We start from the raw sequence: 19667 nt of genomic DNA on the forward strand, positions 1-19667 counted from the left end.
TCGTAATGCCAGGCGATAAACCGTCGGTTCGGTTTGTCGCCTATTGAACCTCCGCGAGGCAGTCATGACCACCCCTTCTTCCGCCATTACGCAGGGCGTTCGGGATACTTTCGATACCGGACCGTTGTCCTGGGTGATGGGTGAAATACGCGAGGCCCTCGGCCGCTCCAAGGCCGCCTTGTATGAGGCTGCCGCACAGGATGTCGAAGCGCAATCAACTACACTTCGCCATGCCAAGAGCTATCTGCATCAGGCTCATGGTGCTTTGCAGATCGTTGATGTCGATGGCGTTTCCATCATCACGGAAACCGTCGAGGATCTCCTTGACCGGGTTGATACCAAGCAGCTCCAGTTCAGCAATGAGATGGCGCAGGCAATCGATCTCGGCTACGTTGCTCTGGTCGAGTATCTGGAAGAACTGCTTTCAGGCTTGCCGCATCAGCCTGTCCGCTTGTTTCCGTACTATCGTGCCCTGCTGGAAGTGCGCGGAGCGGAACGCATTCATCCCGCTGACCTGTTTTTCCCCAATCTGGCGATTCGCCCGCAATTGCCGGTCGCATCAGCGGCAGGCGCAAAGCCCGACTATGCGGCGCTTCGCCAACGGTTCGAGAGAGCATTGCTGCCGTTTTTGAAGAGCACCGACCGCAATGCCGAACTGGCGAACGCCGCTGTCCTGCGTGACATCGTCGCTGAAATCGACCGGATGCAGAGCGCGCCGCAATCGAGAGCATTCTGGTGGGTGATGCATGGTTTTGCCGAGGCGGTCGCCGCCAGCAAGATTCCGAAGGAAATCTACGTCAAGCAGCTTTTTGCCCGAATCAATCTACAGATCCGGCGCCTGAGCCAGGGTTCGTCGAGCATCGCCGAAAGACTGTTGCGCGATGCGCTGTTCTTCATCGCGCAGATGACCGATCCATCGCCACGGGCAGTACAGATCCGCAGCGCATATCAGCTCGACGGGCTGGTTCCGGCAGATTATGAGATCAAGCGTTACGGACAGATTAATCTGGATGCTCTTGCGGCTGCAAAGGAGCGGCTGTCGCAGGCGAAAAACCTGTGGAACCGTATCGCCGGCGGCGACGTCAGCGGCGCCGACACCTTTGAACATGAAATGCAGGCACTCGCTGACGCCGGCGCCAAGCTGAATGCGCCCGCGCTGACGAAGCTGTTGCGGGAGCTAAGCGGCATTTCGCGCCATGCAGCGCGCGGTACGTCAGGCGAGAGCCTCGGGCTGGAAATGGCTACCAGCCTGCTTTTCATCGAGAACGCCCTGGGTAACATCGGCCGTCTTCCAGACAATTTCGCGGAACGCGCGGACGCCATGACGGCCCGCCTGCTGTCCATCGTTGCGGGTCAGCAGCCGGTGGAGACTGCCCAATGGCTGGACGACATGTCCCGCGAAGCACAACAGCGTCAGACGATGACGGTGCTCGCCGGTGAAATGCAGAACAGCCTTCGTCAGGTCGAGAAGATGCTGGACGAATATTTCCGGGATCCGGCGCAGCAGGATTCCTTGGGACAGCTGGATACCATCCTGTATCAGATCGAAGGCGCGATGGCGATCCTCGACCAGGACGATGCAATGCGCACCATCCAGCATACGCGAGCGGCGGTCAAGCGGTTTGCCGCGACGGAAACGGATGTGATGCCGGAACAGCAAGAGTTTCAGCGGGTGGCGGAGAACGTCGGTGCGCTGAGCTTCTTCATCGAAACTCTGCAGCACAATGCAGACAGCGCGAAACAGCGTTTTTCCTACGACGAGGATCGAGGCGTATTCCGCGCCAGCGTGGTGGAGAAGGGACCTGCGCCTGAACCTGTCGTGGAGGACCCCGGCCCTTTTGAGCCGGTGGCCGAGACTGGCGGTCCAGCGGTGCCCGGCGCTGAAACCGCCGTCTTGTCCACTGTGGAAGACGAGCTCGAGTTACATCTGCAGCAGTCGGCGGAGCTTGCGCTCTCGCTCAGCGCGGAACCCGGCAATCAGGTACTGCAGGAGCAGCTGAAGGAATCGCTGGAACAGATTCGCCGTGATGCCGCCCTGGTCGATAATCCCGAAGCCAACGATCTGGCCGAAGCCGGCATCGAAGCGCTCAAGCGGGCGGACATCGCCGCCTCCACGCAGGTTCTCGCGCCCGTGGTCAGCAATACCGCTCCGGCGGCACCTGCGGCAGTGGTCGTGGCGGAAACAGCCGCGCTGGAAACCGACGAGGCCGTGGACGCTGAATTGCTGGAAATCTTCCTGATGGAAGCCGAGGAAGTGCTGGAGTGCGTCGGTCAGACCGTCCCTGCGGCACGCGGTGAACCGAGCAATCAGGAGCATCTCACGACATTGCGCCGTTCCTTCCATACGCTCAAGGGCAGCGGTCGCATGGTCGGACTGGTTGCATTCGGTGAAGCAGCATGGAGCATCGAACAGGTATTGAATCTGCGCCTGTCGGACGCGCGTCCGGGCGATCCGGACTTGTATGCATTGCTGGACAAGGCCGCTGAAGTTCTCGGCGCATGGGTGCAGGACCTGAAAACCCAGGGGCGGTCCAGCCGGACTTCGCATGCGATAGTCGCCGCTGCCGAGCGGATCAAGGCAGGCCAGAGCTTCGTCTTCGAAGAATCGGGCTCCAGCCCGCAAGTCGAACAGCAAGTCCAGTCCGAAGCGGAATCGTTGCCTGAAGCCGTATCCGAACCGGCTTTGATTGAAGCGCACAACATCGCCGACTCAGAGATTTCTGCCGAATCGAACGCAATTGCCTTGGATGAAATTCCGGGTGAGGCGGATCCCGCAGCGCCGGCCGTGGCGGAAATTCTCCCGGAGTCGTTGACTGCTTCCCTGATCGAATCACTGGTTGAGCCCGTGACCGCATCCGATTCGTCGTCTGCCTTGTCGATCAGCGCCATGCCTGATCCTGAGATGACGTTCGAGCCAACTGTCGGGTCGACACCAACTCCGGAGTTGATGACTGACGCACAGCAGGAAATCGCCGAAGCCGAAACGCTGCCTGCGCTCGACATTGTTACCGATTTCATGCAAGACGCCGCGCCGGAAGCGGTTGCGGAATTGCCGGAAGCGGAAGAGTTGCAATTGTCGGATGCCGACATGGCCATGTTCGACAGCAGCACCTTCGCTGCCGGGACAAAAGACGGGACGCAGGCGCCGGCAGCAGATGAATTTGCCACCGGGGACATCGAGGCAGTAGCGGAATCAGGCAATATCGAGGAAGAGTCGGTAGTGCTTGAATTGAAGCCCGCGGCGGAGTCATCGGTCGTGGTGGAATTACATGCTCTTGACGACGTTCCGGCGGAACGTGTATCTACCGCTTCACCGCGCGAATCCGTCGCCGAAGTCATCGACTTCCCGACCATGACACCGGCGACGCCGGTCAGCAACGACAACGTCAAGCGTATCGGTGACCTGGAGATCAGTGTTCCGCTGCACAATATCTACCTTGCCGAGACAGACGAACTGGTTCGTCTGCTTGCCAACGATATCGCCGAATGGCGGCATGAGCCGGAACGCCGGGTCAGCATTCAGGCGGTCCATGCTTCGCATTCGCTGGCAGGCAGTTCCGCGACGGTTGGATTCAATGCCTTGCAGGAAGTTGCACATGCATTGGAGATGGTGCTGCAATTCCTGATGCGTAAACCGGTTCGTCTGGTCGATCGTGAATACGACACGCTGGAACAAAGCGTGGAGCAGTTGAAGCTGATGCTGCAAACCTTCGCGCTGGGGGAAATGCCGCCGCACGAACCGGAATTCGTGCAGCTTCTATCGGGAATGCTGCGCGAGATCGAGGCACGTTCCGACGTCCAGCCGGAAACGCAGCCGCCTGTCGAGTTCGATCATTCCGCAGAGCCGCATGCGCAGACCGATATGGAAGCTGATCTGGACGTCCATGCGGAGTTGCCGGCTGAATTGCCTGAGGCTTCGGCAACTGTGAGTGATGCATGGGATGCAGAGTCCGCCGAGCCGCTTCAGCCAGACAGCGTTATTGAAGACGCGGTCTTCGAGCCGGAAGTGGCGTTCCAGCCGGTGCAGGCGCAGCCATCCGTTCGCCAGGAGCCGGTTTTCGCCAATCAGGCCGACGACGCACCGCATCCGGCGATCACCGTCAACGACGATCTGGATGCCGACCTGCTGCCGGTCTTCCTTGAGGAAGGGCGCGACATGTTGCCCGAGATGGGACAGGTATTGCGGTCCTGGCAGGGCGAGCTGGGCAGCGCCGTGTGGCCGCAATCGATGCTGCGCTTGCTGCACACTCTCAAGGGCAGCGCGCGGATGGCCGGTGCGATGGCGCTTGGCCAGCACCTGCATGACATGGAGTCGCGCATCGAAAACATCATGCACCTGACCATGCCGACCGCGGTGTCGGTCGACGACTTGCTGGTGCGGTACGACGATGCCTTGCAACTGTTCGAGCAGTTGCAGAATCCGTCCGCATCCCGGACAGCGCCTCAACAGGCGCCGGTACAGAGCGAAGCAACGCCGGCGGACGAATCGACTCCTGTCGTCAAGAATCAGGACTCCGCGCAACCGGTGGTGCTGACATCGGTGATGCCGGTTCCAAGCGGCCGTTTCGTCGCACCGAAGGCAGTCGAGGCTGCCCCTGTCGCCGCAGCGGCGGGTTCCGCTTCGGTGCCGCTGGTGCGGGTTCGCGCCGACATACTGGACCGCCTGGTCAACCAGGCCGGTGAGGTGTCGATCGCGCGTTCAAAGATCGAAACCGAAGTCGGCACGCTGCGCCAGTCGCTGTCGGAACTGACCGAAAACGTAGGACGGCTGCGCGACCAGTTGCGCGAGATCGAAATGCAGGCGGAATCGCAGATTACTTCCCGCATGGCGCATTCGGCCGACCGTGAGTTCGACCCACTGGAGTTCGACCGCTTTACCCGCCTGCAGGAACTGACCCGCATGATGGCCGAAAGCGTCAACGACGTCGGGTCGGTGCAGCAGAACCTGAGCCGCACGCTGGACAGCGCCACTGGCGACCTGTCGATCCAGGCGCGCCTTACGCGTGACCTGCAGCAGGACCTGATGCGGGTGCGCATGGTTCAGTTTGCCAGCATCTCCGAGCGTCTTTACCGCGTGACGCGGCAGACCGCAAAGGAAATGGACAAGCGCGTCAACCTCGATATCCGCGGCAGCGCGGTCGAAATCGACCGCGGCGTTCTGGAAAAGATGACAGGGCCGTTCGAGCACCTGCTGCGCAATGCGATCGTGCATGGCATCGAGTCGCGCGCCTCGCGCCGTGCGGCAGGAAAGAATGAAACCGGCGAATTGCTGGTTGAGATCCGCCAGGAAGGTAACGAGGTCGTCATCCAGTTCTCGGACGACGGACAGGGCCTGAATCTCGACAATATCCGCAAGAAGGCGCGCCAGGTGGGGCTGCTCACCGACGACAGCAAGCTGTCCGAAGATGAGGTGAAAGACCTGATTTTCCATCCGGGCTTCTCGACCGCCGACCAGATCACCGAACTGGCGGGCCGTGGCGTCGGTATGGACGTCGTACGTTCGGAAGCGACGGCGCTCGGCGGTCGGGTATCGACCATGTCCGAGTCCGGCAAGGGCGCAGTCTTCACCATTCACCTCCCGCTCACCCTGGCTGTGACCCAGGTCGTGCTGCTGTCGAGCGGCGGCAAGACTTACGCCGTGCCGTCGGTACTGGTGGAACAGGTGCAGCAGCTGAAAACCAATCCGCTGGCCGCCGCCTATAACGACGGTGCGGTGATGTGGCAGGGACAGCGTGTGCCGCTGTATTACCTGCCGGGATTGTTGGGCGACGCGACGGCCACGCCGGTAACGCAGCAGTATTCCCCGCTGTTGATCCTCAAGAGCGGGAATGACCGTGTGGCCCTGCACGTTGATGAGATCGTTGGTAACCGCGAGGTCGTGGTCAAGAACATCGGCCCGCAGCTGGCGAGGATGATCGGCATTGCCGGTGCGACAGTTCTCGGTTCCGGCGATATCGTGCTGATTCTGAATCCGGTGCCGCTGGCACAGCGCGCGGTACAGGCAAACCTCCGCGCGCCGCGTATCCTCCCTTCCGATGCACCGGAATCAATGGGTGCGGTTGCCGAGATGGGCGGTTCACAGCCTCTTGTACCGGGGACTGAAGCGGTACAGGGGCTGCGCACACAGAACATCGTCATGGTGGTCGACGATTCCCTCACCGTGCGGCGCGTCACGCAGCGCCTGCTGGCAAGGGAGGGGTATCAGGTCGTGCTCGCCAAGGATGGTGTGGATGCGCTCGAACACCTGCAGTCAATGACTCCGGACGTGATGCTGGTGGACATCGAAATGCCACGCATGGATGGTTTCGACCTGACCCGCAACGTTCGAGGCGACGAGCGTACCCGTCACATACCGATCGTAATGATTACATCACGTACTGCGGCGAAACACCGCAACTACGCGATGGAACTCGGCGTCAATGAGTATCTTGGTAAACCGTATCAGGAAGAAGAACTGCTGCGCCTGATTGCCGGTTATATACGCAAAGCGGTTCCGGCTGCATAAGCTCCGCCGCATCATTCGAAAGCCCGCACTGGTTGCGGGCTTTTTTTATGGGGCATCCGGAAAGGCGCTCAATATCCGATCAGCGACGCGGATGCCGCCCGCATACACAGGAAAAGCATGCTATTCGTCGAGCGCGGTAACGGAAGATTTTTTGACGACCGCATAGCGGATCAGGGTCGCCTGGCGGGCGGCGTCGTGCTGTATCACCGGGAGCGGGTAGTCGCGACCGAGGACGAGTCCCGCCTGCCGCAGCACGGAAGCCGGCGCGAGCCAGGGCGCATGCACATGCTTGTCCGGCAGCGCGGACAATTGCGGCAAATAGCGCCGAATGAACTTGCCTTCCGCATCGAACTTTTGCGATTGGGTGATCGGGTTGAAGATGCGGAAGTAGGGCTGCGCGTCACAGCCGCTGGACGCTGCCCATTGCCATCCGCCATTGTTGGCGGATAAATCGAAGTCATTCAATCGTTCCGCGAAGTAGCGTTCACCGGAACGCCAGTCGATGCCGAGATCCTTGATCAGGAACGACGCAGTCACCATGCGCAGGCGGTTGTGCATATAACCGGTCTGGTTGAGTTGCGCCATCGCCGCATCGACCAGTGGATAGCCGGTCGCGCCGGTGCGCCAGGCATTGAACAGGATCTGTGCCCGCTCGCCCGACTCCCATCGGATCGCATCGTATTCCGGCTTGAAGCAGCGCTCGGCCACGTGCGGATGGAAATGCAGGATCATGAAATAGAAATCGCGCCAGATCAGTTCCGACAGCCAGGTGGCGGAACCGCTGCAGCCCTGCAGACGCATTGCATGAACAGCCTTGCGCGCCAGTCCCCGTATCGACACGGTGCCGAAGCGCAAATGCATCGACAGATAGGAAGGACCTTTCACGGCAGGAAAGTCACGAGAAATATGGTACTGATCAACCCGTGATCCGAATTCTTTCAGCAGGGTTTCCGCGCCCGACATGCCGGTAGGCATGCCGAGCGCGCTGAGGTTTGTTTTCTCGAAGCCCATATCGGCAAGCGCGGGCATGTCGCCGCACAATAAGGGCGGCGGATCGGCCAAACGTGTGCAATAGGTTTCGACCGGATAGGCTTTCAGGAAAAAATCGTCGCCTGCCAAATGCAGCTTCTTCAGCCAGGCGTTCTTGTAGGGTGTAAAAACCGAGAACGGTTTGCCGGCCAGCGACAGCACTTCATCGGTCTCGAAGATGACCTGATCCTTGAAAGCCAGCAACTGCCGGCCGGCGACTCGCAATTCATCGGCAACCGTGGCATCGCGTGAAACGGCATGCGGCTCATAGTCGCGGTTCACGAATACCGCATCGACGCCGAGCTGCTCAGCCAATGCCGGAATCTCCTTCGTCGCATCAGCGTGCCGGACGATCAGCCGGCCGCCTTTCCGGCGCAATTCCTGGTTCAGCTCGATCACGCTGTCGAGGATGAACTCGACCCGGCGGTCCCGCCGGGGAAGACTGTCGAGAATGGCGCGGTCGAAAATGAACACGCAATACACCTCGCGGCTTTGCCTGAGCGCATGAAAAAGCGCGGCGTGATCGAACATGCGCAGGTCGCGCCTGAACCAGACAAGGGATTTGCTGAATGTTGGCATGCGGAAGCGGAGTGAACCGGCGGAGGCCGGGACGCAGCCGTCAATGATAAAATCGCCATTATCGTGAAAGCAGTGCAGGCGTGCAAACGCCGGAACTGCAGACATCGGCCGATTCCGCGGACACCGCCGGCCAGACCGATCCGGCAACCAACCCAATTCCACATTCCGAAACCGTGGCAGATCACAACCTAAACCTTTCGGATCATTTTTTGATCGCCATGCCCTCGATGCTCGACCCGATGTTCGGCGGCACGGTCGTCTACCTGTGCGAGCACAACACGGATGGCGCCCTGGGCATGATTGTCAATAAGCCAACCGACATCATGCTCGACGAGTTACTGGAGCGCATCGACCTCATCCCGGAGGCCGGCGCCGACTGGACCGCCATCGGCAGCAAGCAGGTCATGTTCGGCGGACCGGTGCAGGCCGAGCGCGGATTCGTGCTCCACGCGATACCCGGCGATTTCTCGTCCACCCTGGAAGTTTCCAGCCAGGTGGCGCTGACCAATTCCCGTGACATTCTCGAAGCGGTGGCGAAGGGCAAGGGGCCCGAACGCCTGCTGGTCACGCTCGGTTGCTCAAGCTGGGGCGCGGGGCAACTGGAGCAGGAGATCACCAACAACGGCTGGCTGACAGTGCGCGCCGATCCGGCGATCATCTTCGATCTGCCGATTGAGCAGCGCTTCGTTGCCGCCATGAGACTGCTGGGTATCGACCCGATGATGCTGGCTGGCGAAGCCGGACATGCCTGAACGGGTTCCGGATGCAGACGATCCTCGGCTTCGACTTCGGCCTGAAGCGTATCGGCGTGGCGGTCGGCAATACCCTGATCAGGCAGGCACAGCCGCTGACGATCATTTCGGCGGCCACCAATGACGGTAAATTCGCAGCGATCGCGGCCCTCATCGATGAATGGCAGCCGGGCCTGTGCGTGGTCGGGCTGCCGAGCCATCCGGATGGCTCGGAGCACGAAATGACGGTACGCTGCCGGCGCTTCGCCAATCAGCTCCACGGTCGTTTCGGTGTCGAAACGACGCTGATCGACGAGCGTTACTCGTCATCGGTGGTGCCGCAGCGGCGCGGCGAGCTGATCGATGCGGAAGCCGCCGCAATTATTCTGCAACAATATTTCAATGACCATGCCCAACCTTAACCTCGATGCGGAGGCGTTGTACCAGACGCTTGCGCGCAGTATCAAATCCGGGCTGGCAAGCGCGGAAAATATCGCGATTGTCGGCATCCACTCGGGCGGCGCCTGGCTGGCGGAACGACTTGCTTCCGAGCTGCAGCTCACCGGGCGCCTCGGGTTCATCGATGTTTCCTTTTACCGCGACGACTATGCGGAAAGAGGGCTGCACGCGGACGTGAAACCGAGCCAGATTCCGTTCGCGGTGGACGGCGCAACCATCCTTCTCGTCGACGATGTGCTGTACACCGGCCGCACGACCCGTGCCGCCATCAACGAACTGTTCGACTACGGCCGGCCGGCCCGGATCATGCTGGCCGCCCTGGTGGACCGCGGTGGCAGGGAACTGCCAATCGCAGCCGATTTTGTTGCCGAAACCGTTGCGCTCCCCAATGACCAGCAGCTTGTGCTGCAACGGGCCGACGACGGCCGATTCTCGCTAACGGTGGACCATGCTTAATCCGCAATTGAACAAAAACGGCGAGCTGACGCATCTGCTCACCATCGAGGGCCTGCCGAAGGCCGTCATCACCCATATTCTCGATACCGCTTCCTCTTTCGTCGGCATCAGCGACCGGGATGTCAAAAAAGTGCCGCTGATGCGGGGCAAGAGCGTTTTCAATCTGTTCTTCGAGAACTCCACCCGTACCCGGACCACCTTCGAGATTGCATCCAAGCGCCTGTCGGCCGACGTCATCAATCTGAATATTTCCGCCTCCAGCGCCAGCAAGGGCGAGTCGCTGCTCGACACCATCGACAACCTTGCCGCGATGCATGCCGACATGTTCGTGGTGCGCCATGCGCAATCCGGCGCGCCTTACCTGATCGCCAAGCACCTGACCGACACCAACCAGCCGCATGTGCATGTGGTGAATGCCGGCGATGGACGGCATGCGCACCCGACGCAGGGACTGCTCGACATGTACACCATCCGCCACTACAAGAAGGACTTTACCGGGCTGACCGTGGCGATCGTCGGCGACATCCTGCACAGCCGCGTCGCCCGTTCCGATATCCATGCGATGACCACGCTCGGCGTGCCGGAAGTCCGTGCGATCGGGCCGCGTACCTTGCTGCCGGGCGGGCTCGAACAGCTCGGGGTGCGCGTCTTCACCGACATCAACGAAGGCCTGAAGGGCGTCGACGTCATCATCATGCTGCGTCTCCAGAACGAGCGCATGACCGGTGCGCTGCTGCCATCGGCGCAGGAATTTTTCAAGAGCTACGGCCTGACGCCCGAACGGCTGGCGCTCGCCAAGCCCGATGCGATCGTCATGCATCCGGGGCCGATGAACCGGGGTGTCGAAATCGATTCGGCGGTCGCCGACGGCTCGCAGGCGGTGATCCTGCCGCAGGTAACGTTCGGCATCGCGGTGCGCATGGCGGTCATGAGTATTTTGGCGGGAAATTAACAAGATGAAGATTCACATCAAGCACGGCCATCTGATCGATCCGGCCGGCGGCGCGGATGCGCAACAGGATTTGTACATTGCCGACGGCAAGGTGGCCGGTGTCGGGCAGGCGCCCGCAGGTTTCACCGCCGACCGGGTGATCGACGCCAGCCGCCTCACGGTCATTCCGGGACTGGTGGACGTTAGTGCCCGCCTGCGCGAACCGGGCTATGAATACAAGGCGACGCTGGAGTCGGAGATGCAGGCCGCCATACAGGGCGGGGTGACCAGTCTCGTCTGCCCGCCGGATACCGATCCGGTGCTGGATGAGCCGGGTTTGGTGGAGATGCTCAAGCACCGTGCCAAGGGGCTGAACCAGGCGCATGTCTACCCGCTGGGCGCGCTGACCGTCGGCCTCAAGGGCGAGTCGCTGACCGAGATGGCCGAGCTGACCGAGGCTGGCTGCATCGGCTTTTCCCAGGCGGATCATCCGATCCTTGATACCCGGGTTCTGATGCGCGCGATGCAATATGCGAACACCTTCGGCTATACCGTCTGGCTGCGTCCGCAGGATGCCTACCTCGGCCGCGGCGGCATCGCCCACAGCGGGCCGGTGGCGTCCCGTCTGGGCCTGTCCGGCGTGCCGGTCATGGCCGAAACCATCGCACTGCACACGATTTTCGAGTTGATGCGTGTCACCGGCGTGCGGGTTCATTTATGTCGGATGTCGTCGGCGGCCGGGCTGGAACTGGTGCGTGCCGCGAAGAAGGAGGGCCTGCCGGTCACTTGCGATGTCGGCGCACACCATATCCATCTGATCGATGCCGATATCGGCTTCTTCGACCCGAATGCCCGGGTCACGCCGCCGTTCCGCGCGCAGCGCGACCGGGATGCGATTCGGCAGGGTTTGTCGGACGGCACCATCGACGTCATCTGTTCCGACCACACTCCGGTGGACGATGACGAAAAACTGCTGCCGTTCGGCGAAGCATCGCCGGGTGCCACCGGACTTGAACTGCTCTTGTCCCTCACGCTCAAGTGGGCAGGGGAAGACGCCCGATCGCCGGCGGGGCTGGCCGGCGCCATCGGCAAGATCACTTCCGACGCGGCCCGTGTCGGCGGTTTGCCGGCAGGGCGCCTGACGGTCGGCAGCGCGGCGGACGTCTGCATTTTCGATGCAAACGCCCGCTGGACGGTGGCGCCCGGCATCCTTGCCAGCCAAGGCAAGCACACACCGTTCCTCGGTTACGAACTGCCCGGGAGGGTAAGCGCCACCATCGTCGGCGGCCACATAGCATTTGAACGGTCCGTTGAACGGTAAGCGGGGCCCATGATCGCTTACCGGTTGCTGCGCGTCATGCTTCACCTGTTCGCAGGCATGGCGACGTGCGCGTTCGTCTTCCCCCGGCTGGATGCCGCCGGAAAGCAGGACCGCATCCGCCGGTGGGCAGGCAGATTGCTGACGATCTGCGGCGTGCGTGTCGAGGTGGTCGGCGCGCTGGAGGCGAACGTGGTGCGTCGTTCACTCTTCGTCTCCAACCATGTGTCATGGTTGGATATTTTCGTCATCGATTCCGTCCTGCCATGCCGTTTCGTCGCCAAATCCGATATTCGCGGCTGGCCGCTGATCGGTTGGCTATGCGACAAGGCCGGAACAGTATTCATCGCGCGCGGGCGGGTAAGGGATGTCCGGAAAATCTACGAGGGCCTGGTGGCAAGCCTGGAGGCAGGCGAGCATGTGGCGTTTTTCCCCGAGGGGACGACCGCCGCGCAGGGGAACCCGCTTCCGTTCCATGCAAACCTGTTCGAAGCCGCCGTCGAGGCACAGGTGCCGATACAGCCCTGCGCGGTGCGCTACCTCGACGATGCCGGCAACTACCATCCGGCGGCGGACTTCGTCGGCGACATGAGCTTCCTCCAGAGCATCGTGGCGATCCTGAAAGCGGGGCGCATCCATGCCCAGCTGCTGTTGCTGCCGCCGATATACGCCGCGCCGGGAATGCACCGGCGTGAGCTGGCGGGGGTGACACACAAGGCGATCACCGCCGCACTAAGCACTGGTGCCATTCAATCTCTGGCAGAGTTTGAAGAAGCTCAGATTTCGCCTGGCCGCTGATACTGCGGGCAATCGACCTGGATCACCGCGCGGTCCTGCAGGCGGATGGCGCTCAGTTTTCCACCCCACAGGCATCCTGTATCGAGGCCGAGCAGGTTGGGGCGGATGGTCAGTCCGAGTGTCGACCAGTGGCCGAACACCACGGTGATGTCCTCGGTCCGCCGCCCGGGCACATCGAACCATGGCAAATGACCGGGCAGGGCGGTTTCGACGCCTTTCGATGCCGCGAGGGCCATGGTGCCGTCCGGCGTGCAGAAGCGCAGGCGCGTCAGCGCATTGACGATGCAGCGCAGCCGGTCGGCGCCTTCCAGCGCATCATCCCACTTTGCCGGCGTATTGCCGTACATCCGGCTCAGGAAGCCGTCCCAGTCCGGTCCGCTCAGTGCGGCTTCCACTTCCTGTGCCAGCGACAGCGTTTGATGAGCAGTCCATTGCGGCAGCACGCCGGCATGAATCAGGAGATGGTTGTCTTCAAGGATGGCCAGCGGCTGCCTGCGCAGCCAGTCGAGCAGGTCATCCCGGTCCGGAGCTGCCAGGATGTCGTCCAGCGTGTCGCTGGAATGCGGTTTCCGGATGCCCTTGGCCACGGCGAGCAGGTGCAGATCATGGTTGCCAAGAACGACCCGGGCACGGTCGCCCAGCGAGCGCAATAGTCTCAGGGTCGCCAGCGAGCCGGGACCTCGGTTGACCAGGTCGCCTACGAATATCAGTTCGGGTTCAAGGGTGTCGCCGGCATGCCGTGCATGGATCCGCTCCAGCAGTTCTACCAGCTTTGCGTGGCAGCCCTGCAGGTCGCCGATTGCATAAATTGTCATGTGTGGGAGAAGAGGTGTTGCATTTATTATAATAAGCGGCCAGGTTCATTGGAACCCGGTCTCTAAAAATACAAATAAGTGAAGAATATTCACAAAGCATTACGAATTTTTACGCTCATTAATGATGTAATCCGCTTCGTAAAATGTGTTTTTACCAATCCGGTCACGTAAAATGGCGGGCTATCGATTTTTCGCAGCCGGGGCGATTTTAAAACGAATACAGCGGCTGCGAAGTCAGTGAGAGCAATCTGCGGAAGCAAGGTGCAAATGCGTGTCCGAATCAGGCCCACTGGAGCAGAAAAGGCAAGCTGGTACTTTGCCGCCGGCAATACCGTGCAGCGAAGATTGATTTCGAGCAGCAAGTCGATGAAGTGCAGTGTTGCATTCTCGATATTCCTGCGCAAGGTCAAATCGGTTGTTTCAGTATTGCCCAGACTATTTTGGTGCCACTTCTGCCGCCGGATTCGTCTGCAATCGAAGCCATCGGGGCAGTCAGGTGGGAGACACAAGATATGCGGGAAGCGGTTCGACGCGCCTTTGCGCCGTATCGCCTCCGCATGCAAATGGCCCGCGATAGCGTGTATCCGGACTTACCCGGTCATGATGCGCAACAGCGCCGGACGGCATCCATCCGATGCCGCCCGAAGCCTCACTGGTAAAAGAACTGCGAGATTATTATGTTAATTCCTGTCATTCTCTCCGGCGGCGCCGGTACACGGCTCTGGCCGGTGTCACGCGAAGCGCATCCGAAACCATTCATGCGCATCGGCGGCGGCAAGAGCCTGCTGACACAAACGCACGAGCGCGCGATGGCGGTGTCCGGCAATACCGTGCCGTTGATCGTCACCAACCGCGACTACTATTTTCTCTCGCATGACGAGCTCGCCGACCAGGAGGTCAAGCCGCAGTATCTTCTCGAGCCCACAGGGCGCAATACCGCGCCGGCCATCGCATTGGCCGCGCTGTGGGCGATCCAGCAAAAGAACGACGCCTGCCTGCTGGTGATGCCGGCGGACCATCTGATCAAGGACACCCCGTCGTTCTACACCTCGGTGCAGCACGCAGAGGCGCTGGCGAAAGACGGATTCCTGGTGCTGTTCGGCGTCAAGCCCACCGGACCCGAAACAGGATTCGGCTACATCGAAATGGGCAACAAGGTCAGCCAGCATGCGAACCTCGTGCAGCGTTTTGTCGAAAAGCCGGATGCCGTCACCGCGGCAAAGTACCTCGCGCAAGGCAATTATGTCTGGAACAGCGGCATGTTCTGCTTCAAGGCCAGCGCCATTCTGGATGCATTCGCCATCTACAATCCAGCCTTGCTCGAATCGGCGCAGAAGATCTGGGAAAACACCTGCCTGGAAGCCGACAAGATGGAATTGCCCCAGGCTTTCGGCGAGCTGGAAAACATCTCCATCGACTATGCAGTCATGGAAAAGGCAAAGAACATTGCAGTCATTCCAGGCGATTTCGACTGGAGCGACATCGGCGCATGGAGCGCGGTGGCGGATGCCATTCCCGCCGACGCCGAGGGCAATACCCACACCAGCGGCCAGACCATCGTCATCGACAGCCGCAATACCCATATCGAATCCAAGGACCGCCTGGTGGCGGTCATCGGGCTGGATAACCTGCTCGTGATCGACACCCCGGATGCCTTGCTGGTGGCGGACAAGTCGAAGAGCCAGGAAGTGCGGCAGGTGGTCAGCCAGCTCAAGGCAAGAGGGCATGACGCGCACAAGATACACCGCACGGTCAATCGTCCATGGGGTACCTACACCGTGCTGGAAGAGGGACCCGGCTTCAAGATCAAGCGCATCGTCGTCAAGCCGGGCGCATCGCTGTCCCTGCAAATGCATCAGCATCGCAGCGAACACTGGATCGTGGTGTCCGGCCTGGCTGAAGTCGTCAACGGCGATCAGGTGGTCACGCTCGAAGCCAATCAATCCACTTATATTCCGGCCGGCAACAAGCACCGTCTGAGCAACCGCAGCAGCGGGGAGCTGGCGCTGATCGAAGTGCAATGCGGACCGTATCTTGGTGAAGACGACATCATCCGCTTCGAGGATATCTACGGCAGGGCACAATAATGGCCGTTGGCATGATACGCTCGATATGGAGCTATCGCGGCTTCATATCGGGCAGCGTCAAACGGGAATTCCAGTCCCGCTACCGCAACTCCCTATTGGGCGCGGCGTGGACGGTGCTCAACCCTTTGGCGATGATTGTCGTCTATACGGTGATTTTTTCGCAGGTCATGCAAGCCAAGCTGCCAGGCGTAAGCAACGGCTTCGCCTACAGCATTTATCTGTGCGCAGGCGTGCTGACATGGGGACTGTTCGCGGAAATCACCGGGCGGGCGCAGAACGTCTTCATTGAACATGCCAACCTGATCAAGAAAATCAGTTTTCCGCGCATTTGCCTGCCGGTCATCGTCGTGCTGAATGCCGGTGTCAACTTCGCAATCATTTTCAGCTTGTTTATCGGTTTTCTCATCCTGTCGGGCTCGTTTCCCGGCATGACGATTATTGCCGTGCTACCGGTGCTGCTGATTCAGGTCGCGTTCGCGGTCGGACTCGGCATGATCGTCGGCGTGCTGAACGTATTCTTCCGTGACGTGGGCCAGTTTTTTGTGGTGCTGCTGCAGTTCTGGTTCTGGTTCACGCCAATCGTCTATCCGCTAGCGATCCTGCCGGAGTGGGCGCAACACTACATCAGCTTCAACCCGATGGTGCCGCTGATCGTGGCTTACCAGGATGTGCTCGTGCACGCAAAATGGCCGCAATGGAGCAGCCTGATGACGCCACTACTGGTGTCGGTAGCGCTGTGCGCGATCGGCATGCGTCTGTTCCGAAAGCGTGTCGGCGAGATAGTCGACGAGCTCTGAGCGGCTCGCCCGTTCATCACCTTGCCAGTGCCCGGTTTCCTGATTTCCTTAGTTCCGCACATGCATCTTCATTAACTCCAATCCGCATCTCAAATGACTAAACCATTAATCGCGATTATCACCGGCATCACCGGCCAGGATGGCGCCTATCTCGCCGAACTGCTGCTGCAAAAGGGTTACAAGGTGTATGGCACATACCGCCGCACCAGCTCGGTCAACTTCTGGCGCATCGAGGAGCTCGGGATCGACAAGCACCCGAACCTGAACCTGGTGGAATACGACCTGACCGACCTCAGTGCCAGCATCCGCCTGCTGCAGACCTCCGGCGCGACCGAAGTCTATAACCTTGCGGCGCAAAGCTTCGTCGGCGTATCGTTCGACCAGCCGGCCACCACGGCGGAAATCACCGGCATCGGGCCGCTGAACCTGCTCGAAGCCATCCGCATCGTCAATCCGGCGATCCGCTTCTATCAGGCGTCCACGTCGGAGATGTTCGGCAAGGTGCAGGCCATTCCGCAGATTGAAAGCACGCCGTTTTATCCCCGCAGCCCGTACGGTGTGGCAAAGCTGTATGCGCACTGGATCACCATCAACTACCGCGAGTCGTACAACATCTTCGGCTGCAGCGGCATCCTGTTCAATCACGAGTCTCCGCTGCGCGGCCGGGAATTCGTGACGCGCAAGATCACCGACACCGTCGCCAAGATCCGCCTCGGCAAGCAGGACGTGCTGGAGCTGGGCAACATCGACGCCAAGCGCGACTGGGGCTTCGCCAAGGAATATGTCGAAGGAATGTGGATGATGTTGCAGGCCGACGAACCGGACACCTTCGTGCTGGCCACCAACCGTACGGAGACGGTGCGCGACTTCGTGACGATGGCATTCAAGGCCGCCGACTTCCAGATCGAGTGGCGCGGTCACGGCGAGCAGGAGACGGGTGTCGACGCGGTGAGCGGCAAGACGCTGGTACGGGTGAACCCGAAGTTTTACCGGCCGGCCGAAGTGGACCTGCTGATCGGCAATCCGGCCAAGGCGAAGGAAAAGCTCGGCTGGTCGCCATCGACGACGCTGGAGCAGTTGTGCCAGATGATGGTACAGGCGGATCTCCGGAGAAATACGCTTGGCTTCTCCTTCTGACATATCTGCATCCGCAGGACGGGGCTGCGTGCTGCTGACCGGCGCACGCGGCTTTACCGGCAAGTACGTACGCGAAGAACTGGAGCGCGCCGGCTATTCGGTGATAGGCGCCATCGTCGGTGCGGCGGCAGGGCCGCATGAAGTCACGCTCGATATCACCGCCCCGGACAATTGCCGGCGCGTGATGGAGAAGGTGCGCCCGGACTATCTGGTGCATCTGGCCGCGATCAGTTTCGTGCAGCATGCCGACGCGGAAGCGTTCTACCGCGTCAACGTGATCGGCACGCTGAATCTGCTGCAGGCGATCGCGGATGCCGGACTGTCGCCGCGTTGCGTGCTGGTCGCCAGCAGCGCGAACATCTATGGCAATGCGCGCGCCGACCAGATCACCGAGGCACAGCCGCCGCAGCCGGTGAATCATTACGCGGTAAGCAAGCTGGCCATGGAACATATGGTCAGGACCTGGAGCGATCGCTTGCCCATCGTGCTGACGAGACCGTTCAATTACACCGGCGTAGGGCAGGAGCCGCATTTCCTGATTCCAAAAATCGTGTCGCATTTCGTGCAGCGTGCACAGGTGATCGAACTGGGGAATCTCGATGTCGAGCGCGATTTTTCGGATGTGCGCACGGTCGCCAATGCCTACCGCCGCCTGCTCGAGGAAGCTCCGGCAGGCGAGGTGTTCAATATCTGTTCGGGCAGAGGGCACACTCTGGGCGGCGTTCTTGACATGATGTCGGCGATTGCCGGCTACCCGATCGACGTCAGGGTCAATCCCGCGTTCACCCGCGCCAACGAGGTCAAGCGGCTGGTCGGGTCGGCGGAAAAATTACAAAGGGCGGTCGGGCAGGTTGCCACGTATCCGCTGGAAAGCACGCTGGATTGGATGTACAACGCATGACCAAGATTTCTGTCGGACTGTCGACAAACCTGCTGGAACCGGAATACGTCAAGCTCGGGCTTGACGGGATCGGTGTTTACACATCCGTGCTGCTGGATGGCTTGCCCCGGCACGGCTGCGAAGTGCAGCCCTGGTCCTATCCGCTGGGATCTTCGAACAAGCGCATGGCGGTCGGCAAGCCGCTGCCTGCGGCACACAAATTCACGCTGCTCCGGGATGTCGCCATGCCCTTGTGGCGTACCCGGCTTCCCGTCGACATCTTTCATGCCACCGATTACCGGATCAATCGCATGAGCTGCCCGGTCGTCGCGACGTTGCACGACGCCATTCCGATGAAATTCCCCGAGTGGTATGGCGGGGCAATGCGCAAGGTGAAGAATCACTTCCTGCGCAAGACGGCCGGCTTTGCGGACCATGTGATTGCGCTGTCGCATTTTTCGATCACGGAACTGGTCGAATGCTTCGGCGTGGATGAGAAGCGGATTTCAGTCGTGCATTGCGGCGTCGCGTCGCAGTGGCTCCAGCCGTTGCCGGTGGAACAGGTCGAGACGGCGATGGCGAAACATGGGCTGCGCCCCGGTTATTTCCTCTTCGTCGGCACGCTGCAGCCGCGCAAGAATGTGGAGCGCATCCTGGATGCTTATCTCAAGCTTCCCGCGGAAATCAAGAAGGAAAGGCAGCTCGTCATCGTCGGCCGCGCCGGCTGGCGGTGCGACGAGGTGCTGGCCAGGCTGAAAGGGGCGAAGGAAGCCGGCGAGAACGTGGTCTGGCTGAATTACGTATCAGGCGAAGCGGCATTGCGCCAGATCTATGCCGGCGCCGGCGTGTTCGTCTTTCCATCGCTGCATGAAGGGTTCGGCATCCCGGTGGTGGAAGCCTTCGCGTCCGGTGTGCCGGTCGTGACATCGAACACCACGTCGCTGCCGGAAGTCTCGCTGGGGGCGGCGCTCGAGGTGAATCCCCTGTCCGTGCAGGAGATCGGGACGGCCATGCAGGACCTCTCGACGGATGATGCCCTTCGGCAGCGCTGCATCGCTGCCGGCAAGGAGCGGGCGGCGCAGCTTACCTGGCGCCAGACCGTCGAAAAAACAGCGGAGGTGTACCGTGCGGTTCTTGGACGCTAA

The 19667-nt window shown here is 60.7% G+C and carries 15 protein-coding genes; 12 read left to right on the forward strand and 3 right to left on the reverse strand.

The features are described 5' to 3' along the window. The first annotated feature begins 64 nt into the window (after positions 1-64). Complete coding sequence (locus VGU61_RS14890; protein ID WP_326859954.1) at positions 65-6505, forward strand: Hpt domain-containing protein; 6441 nt, start codon at positions 65-67, stop codon at positions 6503-6505. Between the two features lie 120 nt (positions 6506-6625). Here the strand turns inward: VGU61_RS14890 and VGU61_RS14895 are convergent, their stop codons facing one another. Beyond that, positions 6626-8113 carry a deoxyribodipyrimidine photo-lyase gene (locus VGU61_RS14895; protein WP_326859955.1) on the reverse strand — a complete coding sequence of 496 codons (1488 nt, stop codon included), beginning with the start codon at positions 8111-8113 and terminating at the stop codon, positions 6626-6628. A 173-nt stretch (positions 8114-8286) separates the two neighbouring features. Here VGU61_RS14895 and VGU61_RS14900 point away from each other — a divergent pair, with 173 nt between their 5' ends. The 6 genes from VGU61_RS14900 to VGU61_RS14925 are packed head-to-tail and all read left to right on the forward strand — an operon-like array spanning position 8287 to position 12806. Then, a complete protein-coding gene (locus VGU61_RS14900) occupies positions 8287-8865 on the forward strand; it encodes a YqgE/AlgH family protein (protein WP_414691643.1) in 579 nt (192 codons plus the stop codon). Positions 8866-8876: 11 nt separating this feature from the next. Beyond that, positions 8877-9266, forward strand: coding sequence for a Holliday junction resolvase RuvX (gene ruvX / locus VGU61_RS14905; RefSeq protein ID WP_326859957.1), 390 nt, complete (start codon positions 8877-8879; stop codon positions 9264-9266). Beyond that, on the forward strand, positions 9253-9759 hold the full coding sequence (pyrR, locus tag VGU61_RS14910; protein WP_414691642.1) for a bifunctional pyr operon transcriptional regulator/uracil phosphoribosyltransferase PyrR: 507 nt from the start codon (positions 9253-9255) through the stop codon (positions 9757-9759). The genes ruvX and pyrR overlap by 14 nt, the downstream gene beginning before the upstream one ends. Then, positions 9752-10711, forward strand: coding sequence for an aspartate carbamoyltransferase catalytic subunit (locus tag VGU61_RS14915; RefSeq protein ID WP_326859959.1), 960 nt, complete (start codon positions 9752-9754; stop codon positions 10709-10711). Before pyrR ends, VGU61_RS14915 begins: the two co-directional genes overlap by 8 nt. 4 nt (positions 10712-10715) lie before the next feature. Next, positions 10716-12011, forward strand: coding sequence for a dihydroorotase (locus tag VGU61_RS14920; protein WP_326859960.1), 1296 nt, complete (start codon positions 10716-10718; stop codon positions 12009-12011). A gap of 9 nt (positions 12012-12020) precedes the next feature. After that, positions 12021-12806 carry a lysophospholipid acyltransferase family protein gene (locus VGU61_RS14925; protein ID WP_326859961.1) on the forward strand — a complete coding sequence of 262 codons (786 nt, stop codon included), beginning with the start codon at positions 12021-12023 and terminating at the stop codon, positions 12804-12806. On the opposite strand, the gene VGU61_RS14930 is transcribed toward VGU61_RS14925, so the two are convergent. Continuing rightward, positions 12785-13621, reverse strand: coding sequence for a symmetrical bis(5'-nucleosyl)-tetraphosphatase (locus VGU61_RS14930; protein ID WP_326859962.1), 837 nt, complete (start codon positions 13619-13621; stop codon positions 12785-12787). The two genes, VGU61_RS14925 and VGU61_RS14930, sit on opposite strands and share 22 nt — an antisense overlap. A gap of 89 nt (positions 13622-13710) precedes the next feature. Continuing rightward, a complete protein-coding gene (locus VGU61_RS14935) occupies positions 13711-13983 on the reverse strand; it encodes a hypothetical protein (RefSeq protein ID WP_326859963.1) in 273 nt (90 codons plus the stop codon). A gap of 315 nt (positions 13984-14298) precedes the next feature. Between VGU61_RS14935 and VGU61_RS14940 the strand changes: the two genes are divergently transcribed. From VGU61_RS14940 to VGU61_RS14960, 5 genes are all read left to right on the forward strand, one after another. Then, the gene (locus tag VGU61_RS14940) at positions 14299-15708 is read left to right on the forward strand and encodes a mannose-1-phosphate guanylyltransferase/mannose-6-phosphate isomerase (RefSeq protein WP_326859964.1); all 1410 of its coding nucleotides are present in this window, start codon (positions 14299-14301) and stop codon (positions 15706-15708) included. Between the two features lie 11 nt (positions 15709-15719). Next, complete coding sequence (locus VGU61_RS14945) at positions 15720-16505, forward strand: ABC transporter permease (protein WP_326859965.1); 786 nt, start codon at positions 15720-15722, stop codon at positions 16503-16505. Positions 16506-16598: 93 nt separating this feature from the next. Continuing rightward, positions 16599-17642: a GDP-mannose 4,6-dehydratase gene (gene gmd / locus VGU61_RS14950; protein WP_326859966.1), complete on the forward strand. Its 1044-nt coding sequence runs from the start codon at positions 16599-16601 to the stop codon at positions 17640-17642. After that, a complete protein-coding gene (locus tag VGU61_RS14955) occupies positions 17620-18543 on the forward strand; it encodes an NAD-dependent epimerase/dehydratase family protein (protein ID WP_414691644.1) in 924 nt (307 codons plus the stop codon). The genes gmd and VGU61_RS14955 overlap by 23 nt, the downstream gene beginning before the upstream one ends. Next, on the forward strand, positions 18540-19667 hold the full coding sequence (locus VGU61_RS14960) for a glycosyltransferase family 1 protein (protein ID WP_326859968.1): 1128 nt from the start codon (positions 18540-18542) through the stop codon (positions 19665-19667). Before VGU61_RS14955 ends, VGU61_RS14960 begins: the two co-directional genes overlap by 4 nt.

Origin of the sequence: Noviherbaspirillum sp. (assembly GCF_035944575.1) — a bacterium.
In the GTDB taxonomy this organism is placed as follows: Bacteria; Pseudomonadota; Gammaproteobacteria; order Burkholderiales; family Burkholderiaceae_D; genus Noviherbaspirillum.

Excerpts from the sequence above, each read along its gene's own strand:
- VGU61_RS14890 (WP_326859954.1), top strand. The coding sequence starts at position 65 with ATGACCACCCCTTCTTCCGCCATTACGCAGGGCGTTCGGGATACTTTC.
- VGU61_RS14895 (WP_326859955.1), bottom strand. The coding sequence starts at position 8,113 with ATGCCAACATTCAGCAAATCCCTTGTCTGGTTCAGGCGCGACCTGCGC.
- ruvX (WP_326859957.1), top strand. The coding sequence starts at position 8,877 with ATGCAGACGATCCTCGGCTTCGACTTCGGCCTGAAGCGTATCGGCGTG.
- pyrR (WP_414691642.1), top strand. The coding sequence starts at position 9,253 with ATGCCCAACCTTAACCTCGATGCGGAGGCGTTGTACCAGACGCTTGCG.
- VGU61_RS14915 (WP_326859959.1), top strand. The coding sequence starts at position 9,752 with ATGCTTAATCCGCAATTGAACAAAAACGGCGAGCTGACGCATCTGCTC.
- VGU61_RS14920 (WP_326859960.1), top strand. The coding sequence starts at position 10,716 with ATGAAGATTCACATCAAGCACGGCCATCTGATCGATCCGGCCGGCGGC.
- VGU61_RS14925 (WP_326859961.1), top strand. The coding sequence starts at position 12,021 with ATGATCGCTTACCGGTTGCTGCGCGTCATGCTTCACCTGTTCGCAGGC.
- VGU61_RS14930 (WP_326859962.1), bottom strand. The coding sequence starts at position 13,621 with ATGACAATTTATGCAATCGGCGACCTGCAGGGCTGCCACGCAAAGCTG.
- VGU61_RS14940 (WP_326859964.1), top strand. The coding sequence starts at position 14,299 with ATGTTAATTCCTGTCATTCTCTCCGGCGGCGCCGGTACACGGCTCTGG.
- VGU61_RS14945 (WP_326859965.1), top strand. The coding sequence starts at position 15,720 with ATGATACGCTCGATATGGAGCTATCGCGGCTTCATATCGGGCAGCGTC.
- gmd (WP_326859966.1), top strand. The coding sequence starts at position 16,599 with ATGACTAAACCATTAATCGCGATTATCACCGGCATCACCGGCCAGGAT.
- VGU61_RS14960 (WP_326859968.1), top strand. The coding sequence starts at position 18,540 with ATGACCAAGATTTCTGTCGGACTGTCGACAAACCTGCTGGAACCGGAA.